Below are 25298 nucleotides of genomic sequence, written 5' to 3' on the forward strand. Positions count from 1 at the left end.
AGATTTCAATATTGTCTTAAATGATTTAGATTTTGTGCTAAAAAAGCTTAATTAACCTCACTATCCTTCTTTGCAAGGTATTCTGTTGGCATACAATCGTAATATTGCTTAAATGCGGTAGAGAAATAAGAAGGGGAATTAAAGCCCGACATATAGGCAACTTGTGCAATGGTATACTGTCGAGACTCCATCAATTCCACCGCTTTTTTAAAGCGGATACGCTTGATAAAATCTGTTGCAGATTCGCCGGTAATCGCTTTCAGCTTTAAATAAAGATTAGACCTGCTCATGCCAATCTCGCGACTAAACTTATCTACAGAAAAATCAGACTCAGTAATGTGCGACTCAATTATGGCAATGGCCTCTCTTAAAAAATCCTCATCAAGCGTATTGAAAGCTATATTTTCTGGAACGATCTCTTTTGAGCTGGAATAATATTCCTTTAGCCTTTTACGCGAACGGCTGATGTTTTGCAGCTTAGCTTCGAGCAGAACAATAGAAAAAGGTTTGGTTACATAATCATCCGCTCCTACTTCCAATCCTTTAATCTGGTGGTTGGTTTCATTTTTAGCGGTCAGCAGTATCACCGGAATATGACAAGTTTGAATATTTTGTTTGATCCGCTTACAAAAATGTATCCCATCCAATTCAGGCATCATTACATCACAAATGATTAGGTCTACAGGCTCTTCTTCCAACAGTGCTAATGCCTCCTTACCATCATAAGCAACGCTTACCTGGTAAATATTATCAAAGTAATTTTTAAGATAACCTACTATTTCAGGATTATCATCAATCACCATCAGTTTCTCTTTTTCAAGTGGGGAGCCTTCTGTTTCCAACACTTCAACTTCTTCATTTTCTTCAATCTGGTTACTGACTTCATTTCCGACAGAAAGTTCATACGTTGGCGCTTCCGCACGTTCATCAGCATCATAAAACTCATCTGCCAATGGTAAAACCACAACAAAAACGCTGCCTTTCCCCAACGTACTATCTACAGTTATTGATCCATGATGCAATTCAACCAGGCGCTTGGTAAAAGCCAGACCAACACCTGATCCCAGGTTCATCTCTCTGCCATCTACCTGATAAAATCTATCGAAAACCCGATCCTTATGTTGTACGTCAATACCAATTCCTGTATCACTCACCTTAATGACTGCATTACCATTCTTACTGGCAAATTCAACATTTATTGAGCCTCCTTCTGGAGTATATTTAAATGCGTTAGAAAGCAGGTTAAACATGATCTTTTCTACAGCATCCTTATCGAAATAGAAAGGCAACCTCGCCTCTGTAGATCGGAAAGTATATTTGACTTTGTTCTTTTCAGATAAAGTGGTAAACGAATTATAAACATCATGGATAAAACTAACCATATCCCCTTTGCTTACCTTCAGTTTTTTAGTCCCTAACTCCGCTTTCTTAAAATCAAAAAGTTGCTCAACTAAATGATACAAACGCTTTGCATTGTGCATCATCAGCTCATGATGTTTCCTTAAGGGTTTATCAGTAACTGGCTTACTCAAAATTTCTTCTAATGGGGCAAGAATCAAGGTTAAAGGTGTACGGAACTCATGAGAAACGTTGGTAAAGAACTCCATTTTCATCTTGTTGATGTAATCGACCTTTTCATGTTCCACACGCTCCAGCTTTAGTTGGTGCTGTGCTCTGATCCGTTCAGAAACCACACGATATACCAGGTATCCAGCAGCAGCAAGCAATATGGTCATTAGCAGGTAAAACCAACCACTGTTCCACCAAGGTGGTGAAATCACAATATCCAGACTTTTCTCTGCGCTACTTTCACCCAACGGACCAATAGCCTTTACCTTAAATACATACTTTCCTGGCTGCACATTGGTATAACTAGCCTTAGACACCCCTTCGGCCATCTGCCAATCCGCATCAAAACCTTCTAGCTTATATTCGTATTTTGTTTTATTGGGTGAGATGTAATTGAAAGCATTAAAAAAGATCGTGAATTGCTTAAACTCATGCTTAAAGGTCAACCTTTTTGCCTGATCGATGTGTTGATCCAGGATATCTGAACCATCATTAGGCACAACTGTTTTATTAAATACCTCGATACCAGTGAAGTTTACCTTTAACTTCATTGGCTCTTGCTTTAAGGCTTTTGGATAGAAATAGGAAATCCCATTTATCCCCCCAAAAAGCATCATCCCATCGGCTGCCTTACAAAAAGCATAGAGATTAAACTGGTTGTTCTGCAAACCGTCCTTATTGTCAAAAATCTGTATTTTACGGGTATCCGGATTAAACTTAACCAAACCTTTATTGGTCGAAATCCATAAAAAACCCTCATCATCAGGTACTATGCCGTAGATCGTTCCTTTAAGGAAATCCTTACGTGTATTAAAACTGACAAATGATCGCTTACTTTCATCAAATAGGTTTAATCCATCGCGAGTACCTATCCATATCCGCTTTTTATTGTCCTCAGCGATACAACTTACCACATCATTGCTGAGTAAAGTACCCGGAAAAGCATCAAACAATTGATTATCCGGGTAAAACATATTTACACCATTTGTTGTACCTATCCAGATTCTCTTTTTAGAATCCTCAAGCAAATAGGTTACCTCATCAGAAGTTAACCGCTTCCCAGCCTTATCAATGTAAACATGTTTAAAAGACTGATCGGCAAGATTAAACTCATCAAAGCCGGTACGTGTCCCCACCCATATTCGATTCTTATGGTCTTTTAACAACGCATAAACCATGTTTCCCGCAATACTTTTTGGATCTGTAGACGAATGTTTGTACACCCTACTTTTTCCAGTAGCAGGATCAAAGTAATTCAATCCTTCATTGTGCGTACCGACCAGCAATTTACCGCTCTGATCAAAAATGATAGCTTTGATGTTATTAGAGCTTATTGCGCCCTGACCAGATTCTTTATAGGTATAATATTTAATTGTATTGGCCTGTCTGTTCCAATAATTTAAGCCTTTATCGTTGGTACCGATCCAGAAATCACCTTTACTATCCTGCTTAATTACGTTTACGACCTGATCGTTTAAAGACAGCGTTCCCGTATTCTGATTTAAGATATTAAACTTAATGTCATTATGATGGTAATAGTTTATCCCACCATAAAAAGTACCCAACCACATTCCATCCTGCTTATCGCGATATACGCAACGTACAGAGTTCTGATTAATGGTATAAGGGATAGAAACATGGTGATAATAATTTTGAATAGTACCGTCCTTAGCATCAAGGATAGAAAGACCTCTAAAGGTGCCCAGCCAAATGTTGCCCTGTGCATCCTTATTGATGCCACGAACGTCATTATCAGCAAGTCCGGTAGAATTGCTGGTATTGTGCCTATAATTACTCAATGCAGCAGTAGTCGTGTTGTATTTAATTAATCCATGACCTTCAGTACCAACCAATAACGATTGCACGTCGATAAAAACCTCATTGATTCTAGGCTTATCTACACCCAGATTTATAGCTGTCAGTTTCTTGGTAGCCCCATTCAGCTTAAACAAGCCAACATCAGTTCCCACCAGCAAGGTATTTTTTAACAAGGCTAGACGCGTTATGGATCTAATATCATAAGCCGAAGCATCAAAATTGATCTGCTTAAACTGAGCGGTTTCTTGATCCAGATAAAAGATCTCTCCTGCACTTGAGCTGGCCCAGATCAACTTCCCTGCATCTTGTATAATTGATGAAATGTACCATTCGCCAGATTTGCGTGGTAATTTATAATTCTCAAAACTATTAGTTGCATAGTCGTAACGACTCACACCTTGGTTACCACCCACCCATAACTGGCCTTTATGGGCCAGGTAAATGCTACGTATATAGTTGGATTGCAGACTGGTTTTATCGGTTTTAGAAGGTCTATACACAGTAAAACTTTCGCCATCATAGCGGTTAAGTCCATCCTGAGTAGCCATCCACATAAAGCCAAGCGTATCCTGTACAATAGAGAACACTGTACTTTGAGACAAACCTTTATCAACAGAAACACCTCTAAAATAACGTTTTACAGATTGTTCAGCAATATCTTGTGCATGTAGGGTCTGGACCGATAGTACCAACCACACCAACAAACAAAAACATATCGCTTTCCTCATAGCACCGACACAAAATTACTTACGTTTAAATCCAGCATCAAAATTAACTACATCTGGCCAACTATCCACAACTTCTTGTCTATTTAATGCATTATTTTTAAATTCAATTAACATAGAGCTACCTTTTAAACGATGCTCATAGGCTTTTCCATTCATTTTAATAGCCATAGCACCATAACTAAAGGCAGCATTTTCTACAGCTGATTTTACAACCAACGATGCTGGATTAGCCGAATTTAGTTCAGCTATAATATCCCAGTCACCTACTTTTAGGTTATAAAGCCCCTTTGCATCATTCACTACTTTAATCACCTCTACTGTCTTGTTTTTTAACTGAATAATGGTTAAAAACCGATTTACCTGCACAGGATTAACCGTACTTACACCTGCATGCCATTGGCTTTTGAATTCGATGATATTTCCTTCATCATCGGTCTTACCTTTCCAGTTTTTTGCAGGGTAATTGTATTTGTCATGGATGACCATTTGCAAAGGAGTATGTGCGTAAATAGCCGCGCTTACACTACCAAATCCTATTTTCACATCAAATTGCTGTTGTAGGGCATTTGCAGTACTTTTTCCATTCATTACAAATGGGCTGTGTAGCTGGGTAGTCCATTTTACAGGTTTGTCAGCTTCCAATTCATCATATAACACCACATAATTGCTATCCAATTGTAGCATGTGTCTTCGGTACAATTTCACACCAGAATTGCCATAACCACTACTTTGATCAGCTTTAATTCCGATTTCTTTAAAGCGGCCCAACCAAAAATCGGTAGTCACCTCGCCATAGGCATTGGAGGCGTCGCCCAAAGCGTATTGAATATGCTCCCCTGTCATAAAGCGTGGCATCCATCCGTAGCCATCCTCACCTATCCTTTGGCCAAGGCTATCTGCTAAAATCGTATTGTATCCTCTCGATGAGCGATAATCCAAAAGGTTATGCGCATCACTAAAATTGCTGTAAAATCCAGTACCACCAAATACCTTTTTACCTTTATAATTGATCGTAAATGCATTTTGAGCAGCATGACCATGACCCGCAGCACCAAAAGGATTGGCCATTAAATAACTCGCCAGTTCGTTATCTGCATGCGTCAAGTCGGAATGCATAGCTGCTAAACCAATATCCCTAAATTCCCTACCTTTTGGCAAAGCCGAAGGCAAAGCTGTTTTTCTTAACACTTTTGGATTGAAATTCAACAATCTAAACAACTGAAAATCATCATTCCCTTTAAAATATTCAGGTTTACTTTTCTTTATTTCTGAAACATACCAGTTTAGGTATGGATTGTTCATTTTCATCGAAAGTGCATCAGCAAATATGGCTTGCATCTTCACCACCCCCTTTAAATTCTCGTGCATATCACCCACCGCGGTAGATGTTGAATTTGGCGGGTAGCTATACAACAGATAATATGGAAGATTCTGCATCCAGGGCTGTTTAAAATAATCTATCCCAGAAATATTACCAAATAGCTCTGGCAAATAGATCAATGTTTCATAATGCACCCTAAAATAACCATTACCTTCGTGCCAGCCTCCATCGTTAGTTCCCAATACCGGGAAACGTGCAGTCCATACTTCATACACATAAGTCAGCCATTCATTGGCTTCAGGCAAATCACCTGCTACAGCAACCGCTGCAATAGAGAAATTGCGCAAAATATGTTGCCAAACATGGTTATCACACATTTGAAGTTCAAAGCGGTTGGGCAAACCTTCATAGATCCTTTGCCCACGTATGCCGATCGTCTTTTTCAATACAGCTTTTTCTTCTGCAGTCAGTAACTTATATCCAGCATCATACAGCCAGGCCAAACCTTCAAGAATATTTCCATTGTTAAAATCATCGCGGGTAGCCAAGCTCTCCGGATTCATCTTAGCCACATGAACGGCTCTTTTTATCGCTTCTTTGATAAAACGTTCATCTTTGCTTAACTGATAAGCAATACATAAGTTTCTGATGGGTGTAGCAACCTTTTCGCCAAAGCCATGGTACATAAACTCTACCATCTGCTTGCGTTGCAGGGCAGTCATCCCTGTGGTATCGCGTGGACGTGTTGGTTTTTCTTCAGGCAAAGGTTGCCCTAGTAATTTCGTTGAAGCAGCTATAAAAAGCTTCGCTTCGGGGTTTTGCTGATTGTTGGTATAAAAAGCATCAGCATCTTTGTTCATGCCCCATAAGCGAGGATGAGCAGCCTTACTCTTTTCCAACACTGTTGATACAGCAGGTGAAACAGCCAAGTTTTTTGCCTTCTTTTTAACTACAAAATCATATACGGGCGACCAGTTCCATTTCCCTCCAGCTTGCTCAACTGCGGCATATTTCCAATACCATCTACCTGGTTTTAGGCTTCGATGTAATGGGTATACCGCCCAACGTTGTTCGGCACCTGCAATCACATCCTTTTTAAACAGACTATCTGTTGCCAATAGCACTTTGTATTTTACAGTTTTACCTTTTATCCCAGGCCAAAGCAAATATGGACTGTCATTGGGGACTTCAACACGGTTTACAGGATATGCCCATTCGCGGGTACGTGGGTGAAGCATCCCAGTATCCAGCTGTTTAATAACCTGCTGTTGATCGGTTTGGTTAACCGGCGAAAAAAGCAAGGCCGATTGAAGGATGATTGCTAAGCTTGTAGCCATGTTTTATTTTTTTAGCGCATAAAATGAGTCCTGATGTGTTTTACACCAATTCTTAAGATAGGTACGCATTTGGTTCAGTTTCTTCTTATGGGTAGATTTTACAGCTAGATTATTTGTCTCACCTGGATCTTTTTCAAGGTCAAACAATTGCTCTCTAATCTCTCCTTTATCGTAAACGATATATTTAAAATCTTTGGTAATCACCGCTCTACCTTTGATACCCAATAAGATTTCATTATCAGCAAAGTCTGTTTCTATAACTAGCGTATCACGCAGTTTAACTGCAGGGTTTTCAATACGTTTACTTAAATCAAGCCCTTTTAAATAAGCTGGAGCTTCGACACCTGTAAAGCCACAAATTGTAGGGATAATATCAATGCCATTGCAAACCAACTGATCGTCGGTTTTTGCTTTCCATTGTCCAATCTTAGAGATCATAAATGGTATTTTAGCTGATTCTTCATAAAGAACCTGTTTTTGGTTCCATTCATGTGCAGCATAACCGTCGCCATGATCACTGGTAAAAATGATGATGGTATTGTCTTCGATACCATATTTCTTTAATGAGCCTAAAACCATAGCTACATAGTTATCAACCTTCTCCACCAATCGGTTATAAGCCCAACGGTATTTACGCCATTGCGTTTCATTCCAGCCGACTGATGGATAGGTACGCGGGCTTACTTTTTGTTGTTCTCTAATAATAGCTGGCTCATTTGGATTGATCCGCCAGTTGGCTGGTAATTTAGGGCAAAATGCAGTATCAGGTGCTGTACCCAATACATCCATTTTCAATTCATCGCCCCTCGCCCACTCACAAATGTCATGGGGATTAAGAAAGGAAGCCACCAATAAGAATGGGTTAGCTTTATTCTTTTTAATAAAAGCAGCACAACGTGATGGTGTAACTGCATCTGTATAATCGCCGGCACCGGTATTTTCGATGGTTTCAAAACCATGTTGCTCTATTTTTGCAACAGGAACAGGCAGGTGCCATTTGCCGACATAGCCGGTTTTATAGCCCCCTGCCTTTAGTATTTTTCCCATCATCAATACAGAATCCGGCCATTGTCCGTCTTTTTCAGGTGCATTTCCTGTAAAGCCGCTTTCATGGGGCATTTTGCCACTAAAGATGGATGATCTGGAGGGCGTACAAAGTGGCTGGGCACAATAAGCACGGGTAAAACGAGTTCCATTTGCCGCCAGCACATCCATTGCAGGCGTATGTAGATCTTTATTACCTGCATTACTCATCGCATCAGCAGTTTGCTGATCCGTCATAATAATGATAATATTAGGCTTTGAAGCATTTGCCTTTTGGACTTGTGCTTTAGCATTTCCAAATCCTGCCAGTAAAGCGGCGGCCATCAATAGTCCTTTCAATTGTACCTCCTCTATTTTAAATAATCGTAAGCAGAATCTAAATTAAATCGCTTTTGCATTTCCTTGTTTGGTTTCGGTTTTTTATCAACCTCGCTAAAGTAGTCAGCCGTATCCCAAACCTTTGTATCACCACCAGTTTCTCTGGGATCCTGTGTTTTCACCAGGTAATCACGCATTTGAACAGCTAATTTTTCTTTAATTTTAGCATATGCGGGATCTGCAGCCAGGTTATGTAATTGATCCGGATCTTTGTTAATATCGAATAACTCTTCAGCAGGCCTTTTACCCATTGATAATTCAAAAAAGGGTTTAACTTTTGGGTCATTTCTATTTTCGATTAGATAGTACTTAGTTGCACCTGGCCAGTTGAACATATATGGATCTATATCTCCATAAAACGGTGGGTCACCCGCTGGCCATCTGTTTGACTCATAGTTTTTAATATATAAAAATTCTTTAGTACGTATTGCCCTACCCGGATAACCTAAACCATGCTGCCTAACAAAAGCATGACGCTCACGGCCAAGTACCACATAATCTCTTTGTTTTTCTTCTTTTTCACCTGCTGTTACAATTGGCAATAAACTTTTACCCGTCATATCAGCTGGTACAGCTACCTTACCTAACTGTAAAAATGTAGGTGCTAAATCGTTTAGAGTTACCAAATTATCAGCTACTACATTCTGCTTAAATTTACCTGGCCAAGATATAATAAGTGGCACATGTGTACCAAAATCGTATAAATTAGCTAAGCCACGCGGCATCTGCCAACCGTTATCACTGCAAACCACAATAACGGTGTTTTCCAATTGGCCAGTTGCTTTCAATTCCTTTAGGGTCTCACCAATTTCTTTGTCAAATGTTTCTATTGCTGCATAATAATCAGCGATATCTTTTCTGATATCGATTTGGTCAGGTAAATACCCAGGTACTTTTACTTTGGCAGGGTCTATTCCAGCCTTTTCTCCAGAACCTTCTACATAAGGTCTATGTGGGTGCAAACTACTTAGCCAATAACTCCAAGGTCCTTCTGGTTTATTCTTTAAGAATTCCGCGAAACTAGCAAACTTGTTTCCTCCAGGATTTCTAGGACGTTTATTTGCTTCAAAACTTCCTGGTCCCCATCCTTTTCCCTGGTAACCAACAGCATAACCTGATTCTTCTAATAAGTCAGGATATACTTTGTATTGAACAGGCAATACGCCCCATAAATTAGCACCTTCTTTTAAACGCCAGATATCTTGTCCAGCCAACATGCCTGCCCTTGCCGGTGTACAAGAAGGAGAACTACAAAAAGCATTGGTAAAACGCACTCCTTGCTTGGCTATTAAATCCATATTTGGTGTGCGTACTGTTTTATCGCCATAACTACCTACGTGATTCCATGACTGGTTATCAGACATGATCATAAGGATATTTGGACGTTCTGGCTTCTTTTCAGGAGCACAGGAAGCCCAGGTTAGCACTATCATTAGTGCAGCAGGGATGTATTTAAAATTGTTAAATTTCATCTTTATGATTTATTTAGAATTAGTTTCTGTTGGATCTGTGTCTTTATATTGAATCTGTAGCTTTTTAAGTTGTTCTTTCAACTCTTTTACTACTGGCAGATAAGCTTTGTTGCCATACAGATTGTTCATTTCCTTTGGATCTTTTTGCATATCATAAAGCTCCCATTCATCCACATCATTGTAGAAATGAATCAACTTATAGCGTTCTGTTCTAATGCCATAATGTCTTTTTACCGCATGCCAGCTAGGATATTCATAGTAATGGTAATACACCGCCTTACGCCAGTTTTCAGGTGCTTTCCCTGCGTTATCCAATACCGGACGCAACGACACACCTTGCATATCATCAGGAATTTTGACACCGGCATAATCCAATAAGGTTGGTGCAAAGTCAAGATTCATGGCAAAAGCATTGCTTACCGAACCTGCTTTAATAGATGCAGGATATCTTACCAATAACGGTGTCCTGAAAGATTCATCATACATAAAACGCTTGTCGAAATAACCATGCTCACCTAAAAAGAAGCCTTGATCTGAAGTGTAAACAATAATGGTATTGTCCAACTCTCCTATTTTTTTAAGGTAATCCATTAATCTGCCTACGTTTTCATCTACAGAAACCACGCAAGCCAGGTAATCACGCATATATTGTTGGTATTTCCAACGTACCAAATCAGCCCCCTTAGGGTTTAACTTTTTAAACTCAGCAACACGTTTGTCGTATACTTTTTTCCATTGTACTTTCTCAGCATCGGTCATGCGGTTATACACTTCGAAAAAGCGAGCTTTATCTAATGATGGATCATTGGCTTGTTTATAATCATCACCCTTAGCATCTTTAAACTTTTCGTTCGGCAACTTAGCCATAGAATCTAACTGTGCTGTTGAAAGCATTTTAAGATCCCAGGCAGGCCACATATCTGTTGAGATGTTCATCAGTTGCTCTTTAGCAGCCCGGCCTCTGTTATTAAAATCATCTAACAGATTATCCGGTTCTGGGAAAACCGTATTGTCAAACATCCCCAAATGCCTTGGTGCAGGCAGCCAGTTACGGTGCGGTGCTTTATGCTGATAAATCATCATAAAAGGCTTGTCATGATCTCTTTTCTCCAGAAAACCAATGGCCTTATCTGTAATTACATCAGTTACATAGCCTTGTTCTTTGACTTTTTTACCATTTTCCAAAAATTCAGGTTGATAATACTGCCCCTGATTAGGTAAGATACTGTAATAATCGAAGCCCATTGGAGTTGAGCCCAGGTGCCATTTACCGATCATTGCGGTTTGGTAACCTGCCTGTTTTAACAATTGAGGATAGATCACCTGTGTACTATCGAATACTTTAGAATTATCAGTCAAGCCGTTAAGGTGACTGTATTTACCGGTCAGGATGGTAGCTCTTGAAGGGCCACAAACTGCATTGGTTACAAAACAATTGTTAAACAAAATGCCCTCGTTGGCAATTCTGTCCAGGTTAGGCGTTTTAACGAGTTTACTACCGTAAGCACTCATAGCTTGAATGGTGTGGTCATCTGTCATGATAAACACAATATTCGGTCTTTTAGTAGTTTCGACTTTTTGAGGATGCTGGCAGGAGCTTAAGCCTATTCCGGCAACCAAAGCCGATAATATGAATTTTAAATTACCCATTATTAGTATTTGGTTTTTTCGATAAAAACGAAAGTATAGGAGTCTACCAAGAACTAATTTAGGTATTGTTTAAAATACTATCAATTTTGGTTAAAGCAGTAATTATTTTACAAAACGGGACGCTTAGCCGTTAAAAATCTCCATGCATTCATCAATTTCGAAATGAATATATCCGATTCCTAAAGCCGCTGTTTTTTTTGCTCCCTACCTTCATAAAATCATTAATATCTAAAATTAATAGCTCCAAAAGCATAAAAAACAAAACATAATTATGAAAACATTAGTAGGTGCATTTATTGCTTCTATCGCTTTGATGGGATCAACAAATAGTAAGGCAGTCTCGAAGGACAACGGAGATGATTGGTTAAAGAAATCGACAAAGACTGCGGTATATCAGTTGACAAAAGCAGCGCAAACTTTTACACCAGGAATGAATCCAAGATCTATCAACCCTGATGGAACGGTAAGGTTAGCTCCTGTGCGCGATTGGACAACAGGATTTTTCCCAGGTACATTATGGTACGGGTATGAGTTATCGGGTGATAAAAATTTAGCAGACCAAGCTAAAAGATTCACACTTGGATTAGACTCGTTACAATACATTAAGGATACCCATGATGTAGGTTTTATGTTGTATTGCTCTTATGGCAATGGCTACAGATTAACAGGTGATCAGGTTTACCATAAGCCTTTAGAAAATGGTGCTGCAAATTTATATGCACGTTTCAACAAAAAAGTAGGTGCTATTCGTTCATGGGATTTTGGTCACTGGCAGTTCCCGGTAATTATCGACAACATGATGAACCTGGAGTATTTATACTGGGCAGGAAACGAATTCAAGAAACCAGAATGGTTTGCAGCTGCGAAAACGCATGCAGTAACAACCATGAAAAACCATTTCAGAAAAGATTACAGCTCATACCACGTAATTAGCTACGATACTTTATCTGGAAAAGTATTACAAAGAGAAACCCACCAAGGTTTAACACACGAGTCGGCATGGGCTAGAGGACAAGCATGGGCAGTATATGGCTATGCCATGAGCTTTAGAGATACGAAAGACAAAAAATTCTTAGAACAAGCCGAAAAAGTTGCCGCGTTTATCATGAATCACCCAAAAATGCCTAAGGATAAAATTCCACTTTGGGATTTTGATGTGCATAACGCTGACCGTTCTCCAAGAGACGCTTCTGCCGCTGCTGTAATCGCTTCGGCATTGTTAGATTTAAGTACACAAGTAAAAGACGGCGATAAATATTTTAAATTTGCTGAAGATATTTTAAAAACGTTATCATCAGATGAGTATTTAGCTAAGCCAGGAGAAAATCAGTTTTTTATCCTGAAACACAGCGTTGGTGCACTCCTTTACAATTCGGAAATCGATACACCTTTAAACTATGCTGATTATTACTTCATGGAAGCTTTAAAAAGATACGCAGAGATTAAAAAAATTGATTTGAAAACAATCGCGAAAGCTTAATTTAAAAACCAAATAACGATGAACGTAAAAAAGATCATCCTCTTGCTTGCCCTTGCGCCTACCCTATTATTTGCCAAGCCGCAAGGTACGCCGGTGACTAAAGACAGCTTCAGTAATCTGAACCTGAACTACCCCGGTCTGGAAGAGGTAAACAAACTCGTTGCAGCTAAGGATTATGAAAATGCAGCCAAAGCCTTATTAAAATATTATAGAAAAAGGGATAACATTAAGCATCCTGATTATAATATGGAAGATAAAGCCCGCTTTGCTGGAAAAAAACTTCCTGCAGGGGTACTTGAAAAAGCAGATAAAGGTTTGCTGCACCAATTCTATGTTCATCCAGGATACGGATTTATTGATTATGGTCAGGATATCAACTGGCAACATTGGCCAATTAAGGACAATGAGATCCGTTGGCAATTACACCGCACATATTGGTGGCAACCAATGGGATTGGCCTACTGGTCAACCGGTGATGAGAAATATGCTAAAGAATGGGTTTTCCAGTTCCGCGACTGGGTAAAAAAGAACCCAAAAGGCTTGTCTAAAGAGAATGATCGTTTTGCATGGCGTCCCTTAGAGGTTTCTACAAGGATTCAGGATCAACCAGGTATGTTCAACATGTTTGTGAGCTCTCCTAATTTTACTCCTGATTTCTTGCTTGAATTCCTTAATACTTACAACCAACAAGCAAATCATATCCTTAACAATTACTCTAAGCAAGGAAATCACCTGTTGTTTGAAGCGCAAAGGATCGTTTATGCAGGTTGTTTCTTCCCTGAGTTGAAACCTGCTGATACCTGGAGAAAAAGTGGTATCGAAATCTTAAATGCAGAGATCAAGAAACAAATCTATCCAGATGGATTACAGTTTGAGCTTTCTCCAAATTATCATGTAGCTGCGATCAATATCTTTTTGAAAGCATTGCGCATGACTCAACTGACAGGAATGTCTAACGAGTTTCCAGAAAGCTACAAGAAAACAATTGAAGAAATGATCATCGCTTTAACTAATTTCTCTTTCCCTGATTATTCTTACCCAATGTTTGGTGATGCCAAATTAACTGGTAAGAGTGAAATGCAAAAGGAATACAAAGACTGGTTGCAGGTATTCCCACACAACCCCGTAATTAAGTATTTCGCCACAGATGGAAAACAAGGTACTGCACCTGCATATTTATCAAATGCGTTAAAAACCGGTGGTTTCTATACTTTTAGAAACGGTTGGAAAAATGATGCTACGGTAATGGTGTTAAGAGCCAGCCCACCAGCATTCTTCCACAGTCAGCCAGACAATGGCACGTTTGATCTTTGGGTAAAAGGTCGCAATTTCATGCCAGATGCTGGTGCTTATGTTTACAGCGGAAGTGCTGAAATTCAGAAATTGAGAGATGCTTACCGTCAGACTAAAGTACACAAAACCTTAACGCTTGACAATATCAATATGGATAGTTGCAATGCGAAATTGCTGACCTGGAAAACCAGTCCTGCCGTAGACTTATTGGTATATAATAACCAGAGTTACAAGGAACTGAACCACCGCCGTAGTGTATTGTTCATCGATAAAAAGTATTTTGTGATTATTGATGAGGCTATTGGTGATGCAAAAGGTAATGTAGGTATCCACTTCCAGCTTGCTGAAGAAAGTGGTACTACTTTTAATAAGTCAAACAACAGTGTACAAACTGGTTATAAAGATGGTAACAACCTGTTGATCCAAACCCTAAATAAAGGTGCTGTATTAACAGAAGAAGAAGGTAAAGTATCTTATAAATACCGTAAAGAAGTTGCACGCCCTGCTTTTGCATTTGAAAAAGCTAAGAACGACAACAAAACTGTAAGTTTTACAACTGTACTTTATCCTTTTGAAGGAAGCAAAGCTCCAGAAATTAGTGTAAAAGAAGGTTCAAAACATAACCTTGCTAAGGGGATTGTTGATTTAACATTAACTATTAATGGTAAAAAAACTCAGGTTACTGAGCAATTAACAGGTAATTAGCATTACATTTTTCTTAAACGAAGGTATGTAAAACAGTCGTCATCCTGAATTTATTTCAGGACCTCGTTTAGGCAGGTTTTAAATGGTAAGTGCGTGGTCCTGAAATAAATTCAGGATGACGGCGAGCCTAAAACAAAATAGCCCAACTGAGTTCAGTTGGGCCATTTTGTTTAATATCATTGCGCAATAAATTTAGGATGAATTAGGTTCTCAATGGAATAAATTTCATCCCATTTGGCCTGAGTAATCAGCTTTCTCTCGGTTACAACTATCTCATGAATCGACTTCCCAGTTTTTAGTGCTTCTTTGGCAATAGAAGAACATTCTTCATAACCCAAAATTGGATTCAGCTGCGTTACAATTCCTATACTTTGCATCACCATATTTTTGCAATGCTCTACATTGGCTGTGATACCAACAACGCATTTTTTTCTAAGGGCATTACAAGCTTTAGTTAGGTATTGTAATGAGGTAAACAATGCCATACCAATTACGGGTTCCATCACATTAAGCTGCAACTGTCCCGCTTCCGCTGCCATAGTTACGGTAAGGTCTGCACCAATCACATAAAAACAGGTCTGGTTCATCAGTTCTGGTATTACAGGGTTCACTTTGCCTGGCATAATAGATGAACCTGGCTGCATAGCAGGAAGGTTGATTTCGTTGAGACCGCAGCGTGGACCGCTACTCAATAGCCTCAAATCATTACAAATCTTACTCAATTTAATGGCATTACGTTTTAAGGTTCCACTCAATTGTACGTAAGCACCTGTATCATAAGTTGCTTCAATCAAGTCGGCAGAAAGAATTACCGGTACTTTGCTAATCTCTGCAAGATATTTCACGCACAGTTCCGAATAACCTTCTGGAGCGTTAACTCCAGTACCGATCGCCGTTGCGCCCATATTTACTTCGGTGATGAGTAAAGCGGACTCTCTGATGCGCATTACATCTTCTCCTAAAGTAGTCGCAAAAGCATTAAACTCCTGTCCCAGCGTCATAGGTACAGCATCCTGAAGCTGGGTTCTTCCCATTTTCAAAACATCCTCAAACTCTTTTCCTTTATCAAAAAATGCTTTTTGCAATTTTTCAACGGCAACTGAAAAAGCAGCGATTTTAAGGTAAACAGCAATTCTAAATGCAGTGGGGTAAGCATCATTAGTACTTTGGGAAAGGTTTACATCATTATTTGGGTGCAAATGAATGTATTCGCCCTTTTTATAGCCCATATATTCCAATCCCAGGTTGGCAATTACCTCGTTTGCATTCATATTGGTTGATGTTCCGGCACCACCCTGTATCAGATCGCTGATGAACTGATCTGTAAACTCTCCAGCAATCAATCTATCACAAGCATAAGCAATCGCTTCGGCCTTTTTTGCATCCAAAATACCCAGATCTCTGTTGGCTAATGCCGCAGCTTTTTTAACATGACCAAAGGCCTTTATCAAAAGAGGCTCACTACCGATTGGGATGCCCGTAATGTCGAAATTTTCCTTAGCCCGCATCGTCTGAACGCCATAATAACAGTCATTGCTAATTTCTTTTTCCCCTAAAAAATCGTGTTCAATTCGAAAAGATGCCATAATAATTTAATTTAACCCTTGACCTATAAAACCCTTTTACATCCTCAAATGTTTTGGGGTAAAATAAAAGCCTGATCATAAATAATGATCAGGCTTCAATACTTGAATAATATAGCCGTTTACTTAGCAGGCGTAATTACTATTTTTCTAAATTCTATAGGCTGATGATCACCTTGAAGATAAATTGGTCCCGGTTCCCCTTCGTTGCTATCTAAAGCTCCACCAGTGATGCCTGGTATTTCCTGATTACTAATGATGGTTTTACCATTAGCAACTACGGTTACCATTCTACCAACCAATGTAATATCATATACTTGCCATTGATCAGGTCCAAGCGTTACCATTTCATTGGCTGTCAAAAATCCATAGATCCCACCAAACAAAACACTGTTAGGATGTGCATCTTTCGGACTATCTTCTATTTGCGTTTCATAACGACCTCTCAAATACACACCACTATTTCCTCCTTTTGCATATTTGAATTCAACATGTAGTTTAAAATCTTCAAATTTCTGGTCGGTTATTAAGTTAGATCCTGCTTTTGGGCTGGTTAAAACACCATCTTTTACTACCCATTGGTTTTTGCCTGTAGCCTTCCAACCGGTTAAGTCTTTTCCATTAAATAAATTGATCGACTTTCCCCATACCGGAGCTGCCGTTCTTTTCAAATAAGGAGCTTTTACGCCTTTCCAGTTGTACTTTTCACCCTCACTGGTCACCATGGTTCCCTGGATTCCGTCCCCTACCAATTCACCTTCTATCACAAAATTCTGAGTACCACTTTCCCATTGTGGTGGAATCTCGAACCTGAACTTACCATTGTCAAACTTTACCTCAGCAACCGGACGGGCACTACCGGAGGAAGCCACAAAATAGCCTACCAAAGTACGAAAGCCAGAAAGCTTTACTTCCAGCCATGACGGCGCAGATTTTCCATTCTCATCAACAGTGATATCCCAACGGCCTATCAGATCTTTGGGCGCTACCACTTGTGGTTCAACAGCTATCTTGTTAGCCGATGCAAATAAACATTCGGCCGAACCTACCATCAATAGGCAACTCATACCGAATACAATAAGATTTTTACGCATAAAATTAATTTTCGATTATCATTTGTCAACACAAGATATAAATTATTCTATCAAAATTACCTATTGAGAAACTTAATCAGCTGTAACTTGTTTTTTGTAAAAAATCAGACAAATGAAACTTCCCCAAATTGCAATATTAGATGATTACCAAAACGTAGCCCTTTCCTATGGCGATTGGTCCAGCCTACAGAAAACGACCAACATAGTAGTCTTTAATGACCACATCACAGATCAAACTGCAATTATACACCGATTAATGCAATTTGATGTGATCTGTGTTATGCGCGAACGAACCCCCTTAACCAGAGAAATTCTTTCCCAGTTACCCAACCTTAAATTGATTATCTCTACCGGCCTTCGCAATGCTTCTATAGATGCAAAGGCCGCTGAAGAATTAGGTATTACCATTTCAACGACCGGCTATCACGCAAGTGGAGCTCCCGAGTTGACCTGGGCCTTGCTGCTTGCCTTATCAAGACATATTGTTCCTGAAACCACCTCCTTACGCGAAGGGCATTGGCAAAAGGAAATTGGCGTAGACCTGAAAGGGAAAACTATTGGAATTGTTGGTTTAGGTAATATTGGAAGTGTAATAGCGCGGTATGCCAAAGCGTTTGAAATGGAGGTAGTTGCCTGGAGCGAAAACCTTACTTTAGAAAAAGCAAATGAGCATGGTGCAAAGTTAGTTAGTAAAGAAGGGTTGTTTAAGATGGCTGATTTTGTAAGCGTACACTTAATTTTAAGCTCAAGATCAAGAAACATCATTACCTCAAAAGAGCTTTCATTAATGAAACCAACAGCCTATCTTATCAATACCTCGAGGGGGCCATTAATCAATGAAACCGATCTTATTGCGACCTTAAAAAACAAAAGAATCGCTGGCGCCGCATTAGATGTCTATGAGATAGAACCGCTACCAACCAACCATCCCTTCCGATGGCTACCCAATTTATTAGCTACACCCCATATTGGCTATGTAACAAAAGATACGTATCAGATATTTTACGAGGATACAATTCTTAGAATTAAAGATTTTCTATCTTTACGAAAAAGATAAATAATAAAAACATTAAACATAAACTTTTGTTATTGTTATCCATTGAATACAAACTCTGTATCCAGCTCGATCCTAACCAGACACCATTAGTATTTTCTTAAGACCCTCGCCTTCCATTGTTTTTTTTTATTAAATTAAAAAATAATTATGATTCATCTATTTCAACCTATTGAAAATTTTGTCATCAAATTAGCGAAGCCCGAAACTGATCCTATAAATCAAGCTCGTGCTAAAATGCTTTCCTATATCCTGATACTATACCTCCCTTTCACAGCTATATTAACCGTAGCCTATATTTTAGGGGGGCAGACCTTACATCTGATCAGGGTTAGTACAGTTTTCCTCGCCGCTTTAATGCTTTTAGGTCTGATTTATTATACCCGCGCCTGGAGACTAGCTTCTCATATATCACTTTGTTTGCTCACGTTCGCCGTTTGGAGTAATTTATCGGTGTATGTGCAAGATATTAATGTAGAAACCCTGCAATTTATCTGGTTTGCCTGTGCGCTTAGCTTTTATATGCATGGCTTAAAATGGGGATGGTTTTATTCGGCTATTAACATATTACCCGTAATCATATACACCGGTATTGACAGCAAAAACTATTTCTACTTAGGATCTGGCCCACAAGAAGTTAATCAAGCCACCTATCTATTCGTCACAGCCTATAATTTTTTATTAATCGTCTATCTCCATTATTATTTTTTCAAAGCTTTTAATCGTAATTTCATTAATCTGACTCAAACAAAAAATGAGCTAAAGGAGCTGAACGAGAAGCTGAATACAACGCTGTCTGATCTTAAAAAAGTATCTAATACTCGAATGGAGTTTTTGTCGACAATGTCGCACGAATTGCGTACCCCTTTAAATGGCGTAATTGGTATATCCAATGCGTTACTACTACAAGATCCACGTAAGGATCAAGAGGAAAACCTTTCTGTTCTTAAGTTTTCGGCTGAAAACCTACTGTTGCTCGTTAATAATATTCTTGATTTCAATAAATTTGATTCTGATAAGGTTGAGCTGGAACACATTGCTTTCGACCTCTCCACCCTACTAAAAAACAACTACTGCAGTCTTAAACTAAAGGCTCAGGAAAAAATGCTGGATTTAAAACTCAGCATTGCTGATGAACTTGAAGATAAAATCGTAATCGGCGATCCTACCCGCTTAACCCAGGTATTGGTTAACCTATTAAACAATGCAATTAAATTTACAGAAAGTGGATATGTGGGCTTGTATACCGAAACTATCGACCTCAGTGATACGCTAATCACTATTCGTTTTACAATTGAGGATACAGGCATCGGCGTAGAACTCCATAAACAGCAGCATATTTTTGAGCCATTTACCCAGGCTTCAACAAGTACAAGTCGCCACTATGGTGGTACCGGTCTTGGCCTTCCTATTGTTAAAAAAGTCTTAAAAATGTTTAATAGTGATATTGAAATGGTAAGCAACGTGAATACTGGTGCAAAATTCTTTTTCGACATTACCTTTCCATATCTTGTTGCTGATTCAACGATCATTCATAAGCCGCTAGACGCGAAGTATGAATTGGCTCACCTTAAAATATTGGTTGCCGAGGATAACCCTGTAAATATTCTTGTCATAAAAAAAACACTTGAACAATGGAATATTGTCCCCACAATTGCTGAAAATGGATTATTTGCATTGCAAAAATTAGAACAAGGAGATTTTGATGTGATCTTAATGGATCTTTATATGCCCGAAATGGACGGCTATGAGGTAACTGAAGCCATTCGTAGTCTAAACAATAAGAAAAAGGCTAACATCCATATTATTGCGCTTACAGCGAGTGTAAACAACAATGTAGCGGAAAGGGTAAAAAAATCAGGAATGAACGACTATCTTTCAAAACCATTCGATCCGCATCATTTATTCCAAAAACTAAAAAAAGTAGGTATTGAAGCTCCAATAGTATATGGGACCTAAGAATTGTGCTTAAAACTTCTGTGGCATCATTATTGGAATATATTTAACAGCCTACCAATAATTTACAATCTTAAAAGCATCTTAAAATGGAAACTAACAAACCTTTTAACCCAACGCCTGTTACTTCAGACAATGGAAAAACAGCTGCTATACTGAGCTATTTCGGTATAATTTTATGGTTAATTGCCTACTTTGCACTGCATAAAGACAAAAAAACTGACTTTGGTAGTTATCATTTGAGACAAACTTTGCTGTTCGCAATCATATCAACAGTTATATACTTTGCACTCAGCTTTTTTCTGGGGATATTAATAGCCACTACAGGGATGTTTGGAATTATTTACCTCGCATACATTGTATACGTCGGCCTATTTGTTATCTGGATCATTGGATTTATTGGTGTTTTAAATGGAGAGAAAAAACCAATGCCTTTGATTGGTGAAAGAGCGCAAACCATGTTCCCTGAAATTTAAAATCGGGAACATAGTCCGTGTAATTAATACTACTCTACAATAAATTTCCCCCTCATTGTAGCAGCGTGTCCTGGAAAAGAACAAATAAAATCGTAGGTACCTTTTTCAGGGACTGTAAACTCAATTGTATCAGTTGCTCCACCTGGAAGTAACTTGGTATGAGCAATAATTTTATCACTTTCAGATTTAGGAATATAATCGTTGTCCTTTGCTGTTAGCGCTTTTTTCACAAAATCGTCAATATCCGTACCTTTTTTTAACAGGATAAAATTATGACCCATTGTATTTTTATCCATTGTACCAATGTGTGCAAATGTTAATGTAATTGGTTTTCCAGCTAATGCCTTTAATTCCGTTTTATCAAACTTCATCTCATCATGGGCTGATAAAGTTAAAGTATTGCTAATAGCCTCCGCCGCTGGTGGGACCATCATATCCTCTGCGGGTGGAGTTACTGGTTGTTTTTTGGTCTCATCATCACAACCGCATGAACTAAGTGTAAATGCAAAAGCCGCAACCAATGCTGTAATACTAAGGACTTTTTTCATTTTAGTAATTTTTAAATGCAGCCCTATAACATTACTATCTCAGTATAGTTTACTATTTTTTTGATTAGCCATGAATGGCTTCTTTGTTACCGAAGCTCTGAATCAGCTCGCCTTCAAATTCAAGCCACTCTTTCCATCTTTTATCTACATCAATATCGATGGTATATTTACGGGCAAAATTTAGAAACACCGTGTAATGTCCTGCTTCCGACACCATCAAATCATGGTAGAATTTTGCCAATTCCTGGTCTTTAATGTTTTGCGACAATACACGGAAACGCTCGCAGCTTCTTGCTTCAATCATTGCGGCAAATAAAAGACGGTCGATAAAAGCGTTGTTCCTACTGCCATCTCTACGACTAAATTTAACCAGTTGACCTACATAATCATCTTTACGTTCACGACCAAGGGTGTAACCACGTTGATTGATAATATCGACCACCATTTGAAAGTGTTGCATTTCTTCAATTGCAATAGCAGTAAGGGCTTCCACCAGATCCATATGCTCCGAATTATTGGCAATCAGGGTGATGGCATTTGTTGCTGCTTTTTGTTCGCACCAGGCATGATCAGTTAAGATCTCCTCTAAATTTGATTCAGCAATGTTTGCCCAACGTGGGTCTGTCAATAATTTTAATCCAAGCATAATGATAATATCTTCTTGAGGCCAAAATTAGGAAAGATTTCACCTACCTATAGCTATATTTGAAAATAATCAAATAGGTACATGAAGAAACCGTTATTACCGTTTTTAGGGATAATTTTTATCCTATCCAGTTGCTACAATAGTGAGATAGATCGTGATGAAACTACAACAATGTACCAAGCTATTAATAAAGGGGATACCGCAATACTTAAAATAAAACTGACCGATAAGGAGTTCTACGGCCAATATGAAGTCAATTACCATGGCGCATACAAAGATTCTGGCGGTGTTACGGGAATTATAAAAGGAGATACTTTAAAGGGGACCTACCGATTCCAACATTACGGAATAGAAAAGTGGCATACCGCTCCAATTGCGTTATTAAAAAAAGATGATCAGTTAATTATGGGAGAAGGATCTCTGGAAATTTACATGAACATCCCCTATTTCAAAAAGCACATTCCAATCAATTATAAAAACCCAAAGTTTGTATTTGAAAAGATGCGTTAGAGTTACCCATTTTTCCTAATAGGTTAACTTTTACGGGTTTCAATTGTTACTTATTTAATGAATGGAATTAAGGAAAAATTTACCAGAAAGCAAGAGCTCCTCCATGGACTAATCCATGGTATTGGGGTACTATTTGGTGTTAGCGGTTTGCCCGTACTCATCGGAATAGCCACAGCCCATAACAATGTACCTGCCATAGTCGGAGCTGGTATTTACGGCTTTTGTTTCCTCATGCTATTCACTTGTTCAATGGTATACCACCTGGCTCTAGAATTTGGGGTAAAAAGACTCTTTGAAATCCTTGATCACATCAGTATTTACTTCCTTATTGCTGGAACTTATACGCCTTTTTTACTGATCTATATGAACAATAGTTTCGGGATCATGTTGCTTTGCATATTATGGGGACTTACGGTTGTGGGTATATTTTTTAAAATATGGTACACCGGTAGATACAATATCATTTCCACGATCATTTACCTGCTAATGGGATGGATGATGTTAATTGGCGGAAATAAGTTTTTTGCAGCACTTCCAGATTCAGTGATTATCATGTTGTTTATTGGCGCTGGCTTTTATTCCATAGGAACAGCTTTTTATCTATTTGGTAAACGGCCCTATTCTCATGCATTATGGCATGCAATGGTATTGGCAGCAGCTATCTTTCATTATGTAGCAGTGTTGCTTTCCATGTAGCATTTACCGTAATTTTATTCCCTTTAATAATAAACCTTCATGCTCATCTCTTTGGGTTACCAAACCCATTTTTTTGTATAAACTGGAAAGCTAATCAAGTATGCGTATCTCCAATCGATTGAAACCCTTAACCTCCTTACCTTTCCTCATTTGCTTAGCCTTATTGATACTTAACGATTTCTATCTAAAAGAAGTTTTTCATAATACTTTCACAGGAAAACTATCAGATTTCTGCGGGTTATTTATATTCCCGATTTTCTGGTCAGTCTTGTTCCCTAAACACAGACTGCCAATATTTGTCCTTACCGGATTGCTGTTTATATATTGGAAAAGCAGCTATTCTTCAATATTTATTGATTTTTTCAGTACCTATTTCTTCCCCATTCAACGAGTAGTAGACCCAACTGACCTTTTGGCTTTGATTGTTCTACCGCTAGCTTGGTATGCTTTAAATGGCCTGACTTTCAACATTAACTTAAATCCTCAATTTATCGCCGTGTTGGCATTTTTCGCCTTTTGCGCGAGTAGCATGCCTAGATATATTCAAAGTTTTGAGCAGCCACAGTATGTACTTTTTAAGTCTAACGTATTGCCCGATTCCAATTATGATGAAGAAGACTTTAGGATTCACACTTTCGATTCGTTACTCGTAGTTGAGGTGAAACAACTAGAGACTACCAGACGACCTGTTAAAAGCGACGACTACAATAAAAACCTTTTCCTTACCAGTCTGGATGAGTCTCTACACAATCAAATGCCAAAAATTGAAAGTCTAATGCCTCCGGGAAAGATGACCTACCTTACACTTAAAGCCCCGAATTATGAAGACTCACTCCGATTCAAAGGCGGCCGTTTGGATGGAAAATTCATCAGGAAAAATGGCGATACTACGCTAATAGAAGGTTTTTATAAAAATGGGATCGAAGACTCCATATGGACCTATCGGGAGCATGCAAATACTGTTGTTACTAAAAAGACCTTCATTAAAGGAGAAACCACTCAAATTCAAAAATTCGAAGGGGATCGGATGATTTTTTCTGACAGGATTAATACCCGAGCAGATACGATTATCATGAAGTATATCCAACTCGCCATATTGACAATTCTGGTCATTTTGATGATTATGCTCATCGTAAAAAACTACCGCAAAACTTACCCAGAAGCAGTACCGATGAAATGGGGTTGGAAATATTTTTTATGCTTTCTCCTCCCTATTTCAGTTTGGCTGGCACAGATGGGCATTACCGTATTCATAACTGATCATTACTCCACGCCTTTCGATTTTATATTTAACTTCATTATAATTTATCTCATTACGCTCCCACTTTTTATCGTAACCGCATCCTGGATTAAATGGAGAAAGGAAATCGACATCCTCTGGTATTGCCTGTTATTTGCCTTGATTTACACCATATTTCTGGAATCCCAAATGCTAGTAGCACTGTCTTCTACAGTTTAATCCAATGATGCATCCCCTATAGAAGTCCTTTTTATCGGGTCTGAAACACCGAACACAAGCTCAAGATCCTATAGATAACCTATCATAGGTTTATTAAATCTATTTGTAGATTTGAGGCAATATGAAAAACACAGAATTAAGAATTTCCAATTATTGCATGAATAAGGAGGAGTTGTTTCAGGTGCTTTGTGGGCCAGATATTGACTTTGCTGAAGACTTTACTCCAATTTCCATAACTAAAGACTGGCTAGTTAACAAGTTTAGATTTAATGACAATGGTGGTGGTTACTATCAACATCCTGAATACAATTTCTTCTTGTATCATATTGAAGAAGATGAATATTTTGAGTGCTACAAGCAAGTACCAGCGAATGATGACTCAGGAGATTATAAAACACTACAGCATGTTCATAAATTGCAAAACCTATTTTTTGAACTGTTTGATGAAGAACTAGAGGTTAGAGAATAGAAATCTGAATAG

General features: G+C 38.6%; 18 protein-coding genes. 9 read left to right on the forward strand and 9 right to left on the reverse strand.

Features of this window, described 5'->3' with window-relative positions:
• Positions 1-47: 47 nt before the first annotated feature.
• The 5 genes from EZ444_RS01585 to EZ444_RS01605 are packed head-to-tail and all read right to left on the reverse strand — an operon-like array spanning position 48 to position 11317.
• Positions 48-4115: a hybrid sensor histidine kinase/response regulator transcription factor gene (locus tag EZ444_RS01585; protein ID WP_131606555.1), complete on the reverse strand. Its 4068-nt coding sequence runs from the start codon at positions 4113-4115 to the stop codon at positions 48-50.
• A gap of 15 nt (positions 4116-4130) precedes the next feature.
• Positions 4131-6773, reverse strand: coding sequence for a DUF4962 domain-containing protein (locus tag EZ444_RS01590; protein ID WP_131606557.1), 2643 nt, complete (start codon positions 6771-6773; stop codon positions 4131-4133).
• A gap of 3 nt (positions 6774-6776) precedes the next feature.
• Complete coding sequence (locus EZ444_RS01595; RefSeq protein WP_225874598.1) at positions 6777-8156, reverse strand: sulfatase family protein; 1380 nt, start codon at positions 8154-8156, stop codon at positions 6777-6779.
• A gap of 11 nt (positions 8157-8167) precedes the next feature.
• Entirely contained in the window at positions 8168-9667 is a 1500-nt protein-coding gene (locus EZ444_RS01600) for a sulfatase family protein (protein WP_131606559.1), read from the reverse strand.
• Between the two features lie 9 nt (positions 9668-9676).
• The gene (locus EZ444_RS01605) at positions 9677-11317 is read right to left on the reverse strand and encodes a sulfatase family protein (RefSeq protein ID WP_131606561.1); all 1641 of its coding nucleotides are present in this window, start codon (positions 11315-11317) and stop codon (positions 9677-9679) included.
• Between the two features lie 271 nt (positions 11318-11588).
• Between EZ444_RS01605 and EZ444_RS01610 the strand changes: the two genes are divergently transcribed.
• Together EZ444_RS01610 and hepC are read left to right on the forward strand one after the other, a co-directional pair.
• Complete coding sequence (locus tag EZ444_RS01610; RefSeq protein ID WP_131606563.1) at positions 11589-12797, forward strand: glycoside hydrolase family 88 protein; 1209 nt, start codon at positions 11589-11591, stop codon at positions 12795-12797.
• Positions 12798-12815: 18 nt separating this feature from the next.
• Complete coding sequence (hepC, locus tag EZ444_RS01615; RefSeq protein ID WP_131606566.1) at positions 12816-14795, forward strand: heparin-sulfate lyase HepC; 1980 nt, start codon at positions 12816-12818, stop codon at positions 14793-14795.
• Between the two features lie 176 nt (positions 14796-14971).
• On the opposite strand, the gene aspA is transcribed toward hepC, so the two are convergent.
• Positions 14972-16381 carry an aspartate ammonia-lyase gene (aspA, locus tag EZ444_RS01620; protein WP_131606568.1) on the reverse strand — a complete coding sequence of 470 codons (1410 nt, stop codon included), beginning with the start codon at positions 16379-16381 and terminating at the stop codon, positions 14972-14974.
• A gap of 119 nt (positions 16382-16500) precedes the next feature.
• Positions 16501-17472 carry a 3-keto-disaccharide hydrolase gene (locus EZ444_RS01625; protein WP_131606570.1) on the reverse strand — a complete coding sequence of 324 codons (972 nt, stop codon included), beginning with the start codon at positions 17470-17472 and terminating at the stop codon, positions 16501-16503.
• Between the two features lie 112 nt (positions 17473-17584).
• Here EZ444_RS01625 and EZ444_RS01630 point away from each other — a divergent pair, with 112 nt between their 5' ends.
• The 3 genes from EZ444_RS01630 (at position 17585) to EZ444_RS01640 (ending at position 20958) form a co-directional block, all read left to right on the forward strand.
• A complete protein-coding gene (locus tag EZ444_RS01630; protein WP_131606572.1) occupies positions 17585-18529 on the forward strand; it encodes a D-2-hydroxyacid dehydrogenase family protein in 945 nt (314 codons plus the stop codon).
• A gap of 147 nt (positions 18530-18676) precedes the next feature.
• Positions 18677-20485, forward strand: a complete 1809-nt coding sequence (locus EZ444_RS01635; RefSeq protein ID WP_131606574.1) for a response regulator — start codon at positions 18677-18679, stop codon at positions 20483-20485.
• Between the two features lie 86 nt (positions 20486-20571).
• Positions 20572-20958 carry a hypothetical protein gene (locus EZ444_RS01640; protein ID WP_131606576.1) on the forward strand — a complete coding sequence of 129 codons (387 nt, stop codon included), beginning with the start codon at positions 20572-20574 and terminating at the stop codon, positions 20956-20958.
• Positions 20959-20987: 29 nt separating this feature from the next.
• Here the strand turns inward: EZ444_RS01640 and EZ444_RS01645 are convergent, their stop codons facing one another.
• Both EZ444_RS01645 and miaE read right to left on the reverse strand, forming a co-directional pair.
• The gene (locus EZ444_RS01645; RefSeq protein ID WP_131606578.1) at positions 20988-21506 is read right to left on the reverse strand and encodes a plastocyanin/azurin family copper-binding protein; all 519 of its coding nucleotides are present in this window, start codon (positions 21504-21506) and stop codon (positions 20988-20990) included.
• 64 nt (positions 21507-21570) lie between these two features.
• Positions 21571-22152: a tRNA-(ms[2]io[6]A)-hydroxylase gene (miaE, locus tag EZ444_RS01650; protein WP_131606580.1), complete on the reverse strand. Its 582-nt coding sequence runs from the start codon at positions 22150-22152 to the stop codon at positions 21571-21573.
• Between the two features lie 81 nt (positions 22153-22233).
• Here miaE and EZ444_RS01655 point away from each other — a divergent pair, with 81 nt between their 5' ends.
• The 4 genes from EZ444_RS01655 to EZ444_RS01670 all read left to right on the forward strand — a co-directional run bounded on the left by EZ444_RS01655 (position 22234) and on the right by EZ444_RS01670 (position 25286).
• Complete coding sequence (locus tag EZ444_RS01655; RefSeq protein WP_131606582.1) at positions 22234-22662, forward strand: hypothetical protein; 429 nt, start codon at positions 22234-22236, stop codon at positions 22660-22662.
• A 57-nt stretch (positions 22663-22719) separates the two neighbouring features.
• Positions 22720-23358 (forward strand): PAQR family membrane homeostasis protein TrhA, encoded by a 639-nt coding sequence (trhA, locus tag EZ444_RS01660; RefSeq protein ID WP_131606584.1) that lies wholly within the window; start codon positions 22720-22722, stop codon positions 23356-23358.
• Positions 23359-23887: 529 nt separating this feature from the next.
• Positions 23888-24817 (forward strand): hypothetical protein, encoded by a 930-nt coding sequence (locus EZ444_RS01665; RefSeq protein WP_131606586.1) that lies wholly within the window; start codon positions 23888-23890, stop codon positions 24815-24817.
• 121 nt (positions 24818-24938) lie between these two features.
• The gene (locus EZ444_RS01670) at positions 24939-25286 is read left to right on the forward strand and encodes a hypothetical protein (RefSeq protein WP_131606588.1); all 348 of its coding nucleotides are present in this window, start codon (positions 24939-24941) and stop codon (positions 25284-25286) included.
• Positions 25287-25298 lie beyond the last annotated feature (12 nt).

It is taken from the genome of Pedobacter hiemivivus (genome assembly GCF_004331685.1).
GTDB lineage: Bacteria > Bacteroidota > Bacteroidia > Sphingobacteriales > Sphingobacteriaceae > Pedobacter > Pedobacter hiemivivus.

Coding starts and splice junctions, on each gene's coding strand:
- hepC (WP_131606566.1), top strand. CDS start 12,816: ATGAACGTAAAAAAGATCATCCTCTTGCTTGCCCTTGCGCCTACCCTA.
- EZ444_RS01635 (WP_131606574.1), top strand. CDS start 18,677: ATGATTCATCTATTTCAACCTATTGAAAATTTTGTCATCAAATTAGCG.
- EZ444_RS01655 (WP_131606582.1), top strand. CDS start 22,234: ATGAAGAAACCGTTATTACCGTTTTTAGGGATAATTTTTATCCTATCC.
- EZ444_RS01640 (WP_131606576.1), top strand. CDS start 20,572: ATGGAAACTAACAAACCTTTTAACCCAACGCCTGTTACTTCAGACAAT.
- EZ444_RS01605 (WP_131606561.1), bottom strand. CDS start 11,317: ATGGGTAATTTAAAATTCATATTATCGGCTTTGGTTGCCGGAATAGGC.
- EZ444_RS01600 (WP_131606559.1), bottom strand. CDS start 9,667: ATGAAATTTAACAATTTTAAATACATCCCTGCTGCACTAATGATAGTG.
- EZ444_RS01630 (WP_131606572.1), top strand. CDS start 17,585: ATGAAACTTCCCCAAATTGCAATATTAGATGATTACCAAAACGTAGCC.
- EZ444_RS01610 (WP_131606563.1), top strand. CDS start 11,589: ATGAAAACATTAGTAGGTGCATTTATTGCTTCTATCGCTTTGATGGGA.
- trhA (WP_131606584.1), top strand. CDS start 22,720: ATGAATGGAATTAAGGAAAAATTTACCAGAAAGCAAGAGCTCCTCCAT.
- EZ444_RS01625 (WP_131606570.1), bottom strand. CDS start 17,472: ATGCGTAAAAATCTTATTGTATTCGGTATGAGTTGCCTATTGATGGTA.
- EZ444_RS01645 (WP_131606578.1), bottom strand. CDS start 21,506: ATGAAAAAAGTCCTTAGTATTACAGCATTGGTTGCGGCTTTTGCATTT.
- EZ444_RS01670 (WP_131606588.1), top strand. CDS start 24,939: ATGAAAAACACAGAATTAAGAATTTCCAATTATTGCATGAATAAGGAG.
- EZ444_RS01585 (WP_131606555.1), bottom strand. CDS start 4,115: ATGAGGAAAGCGATATGTTTTTGTTTGTTGGTGTGGTTGGTACTATCG.
- EZ444_RS01665 (WP_131606586.1), top strand. CDS start 23,888: ATGCCTAGATATATTCAAAGTTTTGAGCAGCCACAGTATGTACTTTTT.
- aspA (WP_131606568.1), bottom strand. CDS start 16,381: ATGGCATCTTTTCGAATTGAACACGATTTTTTAGGGGAAAAAGAAATT.
- miaE (WP_131606580.1), bottom strand. CDS start 22,152: ATGCTTGGATTAAAATTATTGACAGACCCACGTTGGGCAAACATTGCT.
- EZ444_RS01590 (WP_131606557.1), bottom strand. CDS start 6,773: ATGGCTACAAGCTTAGCAATCATCCTTCAATCGGCCTTGCTTTTTTCG.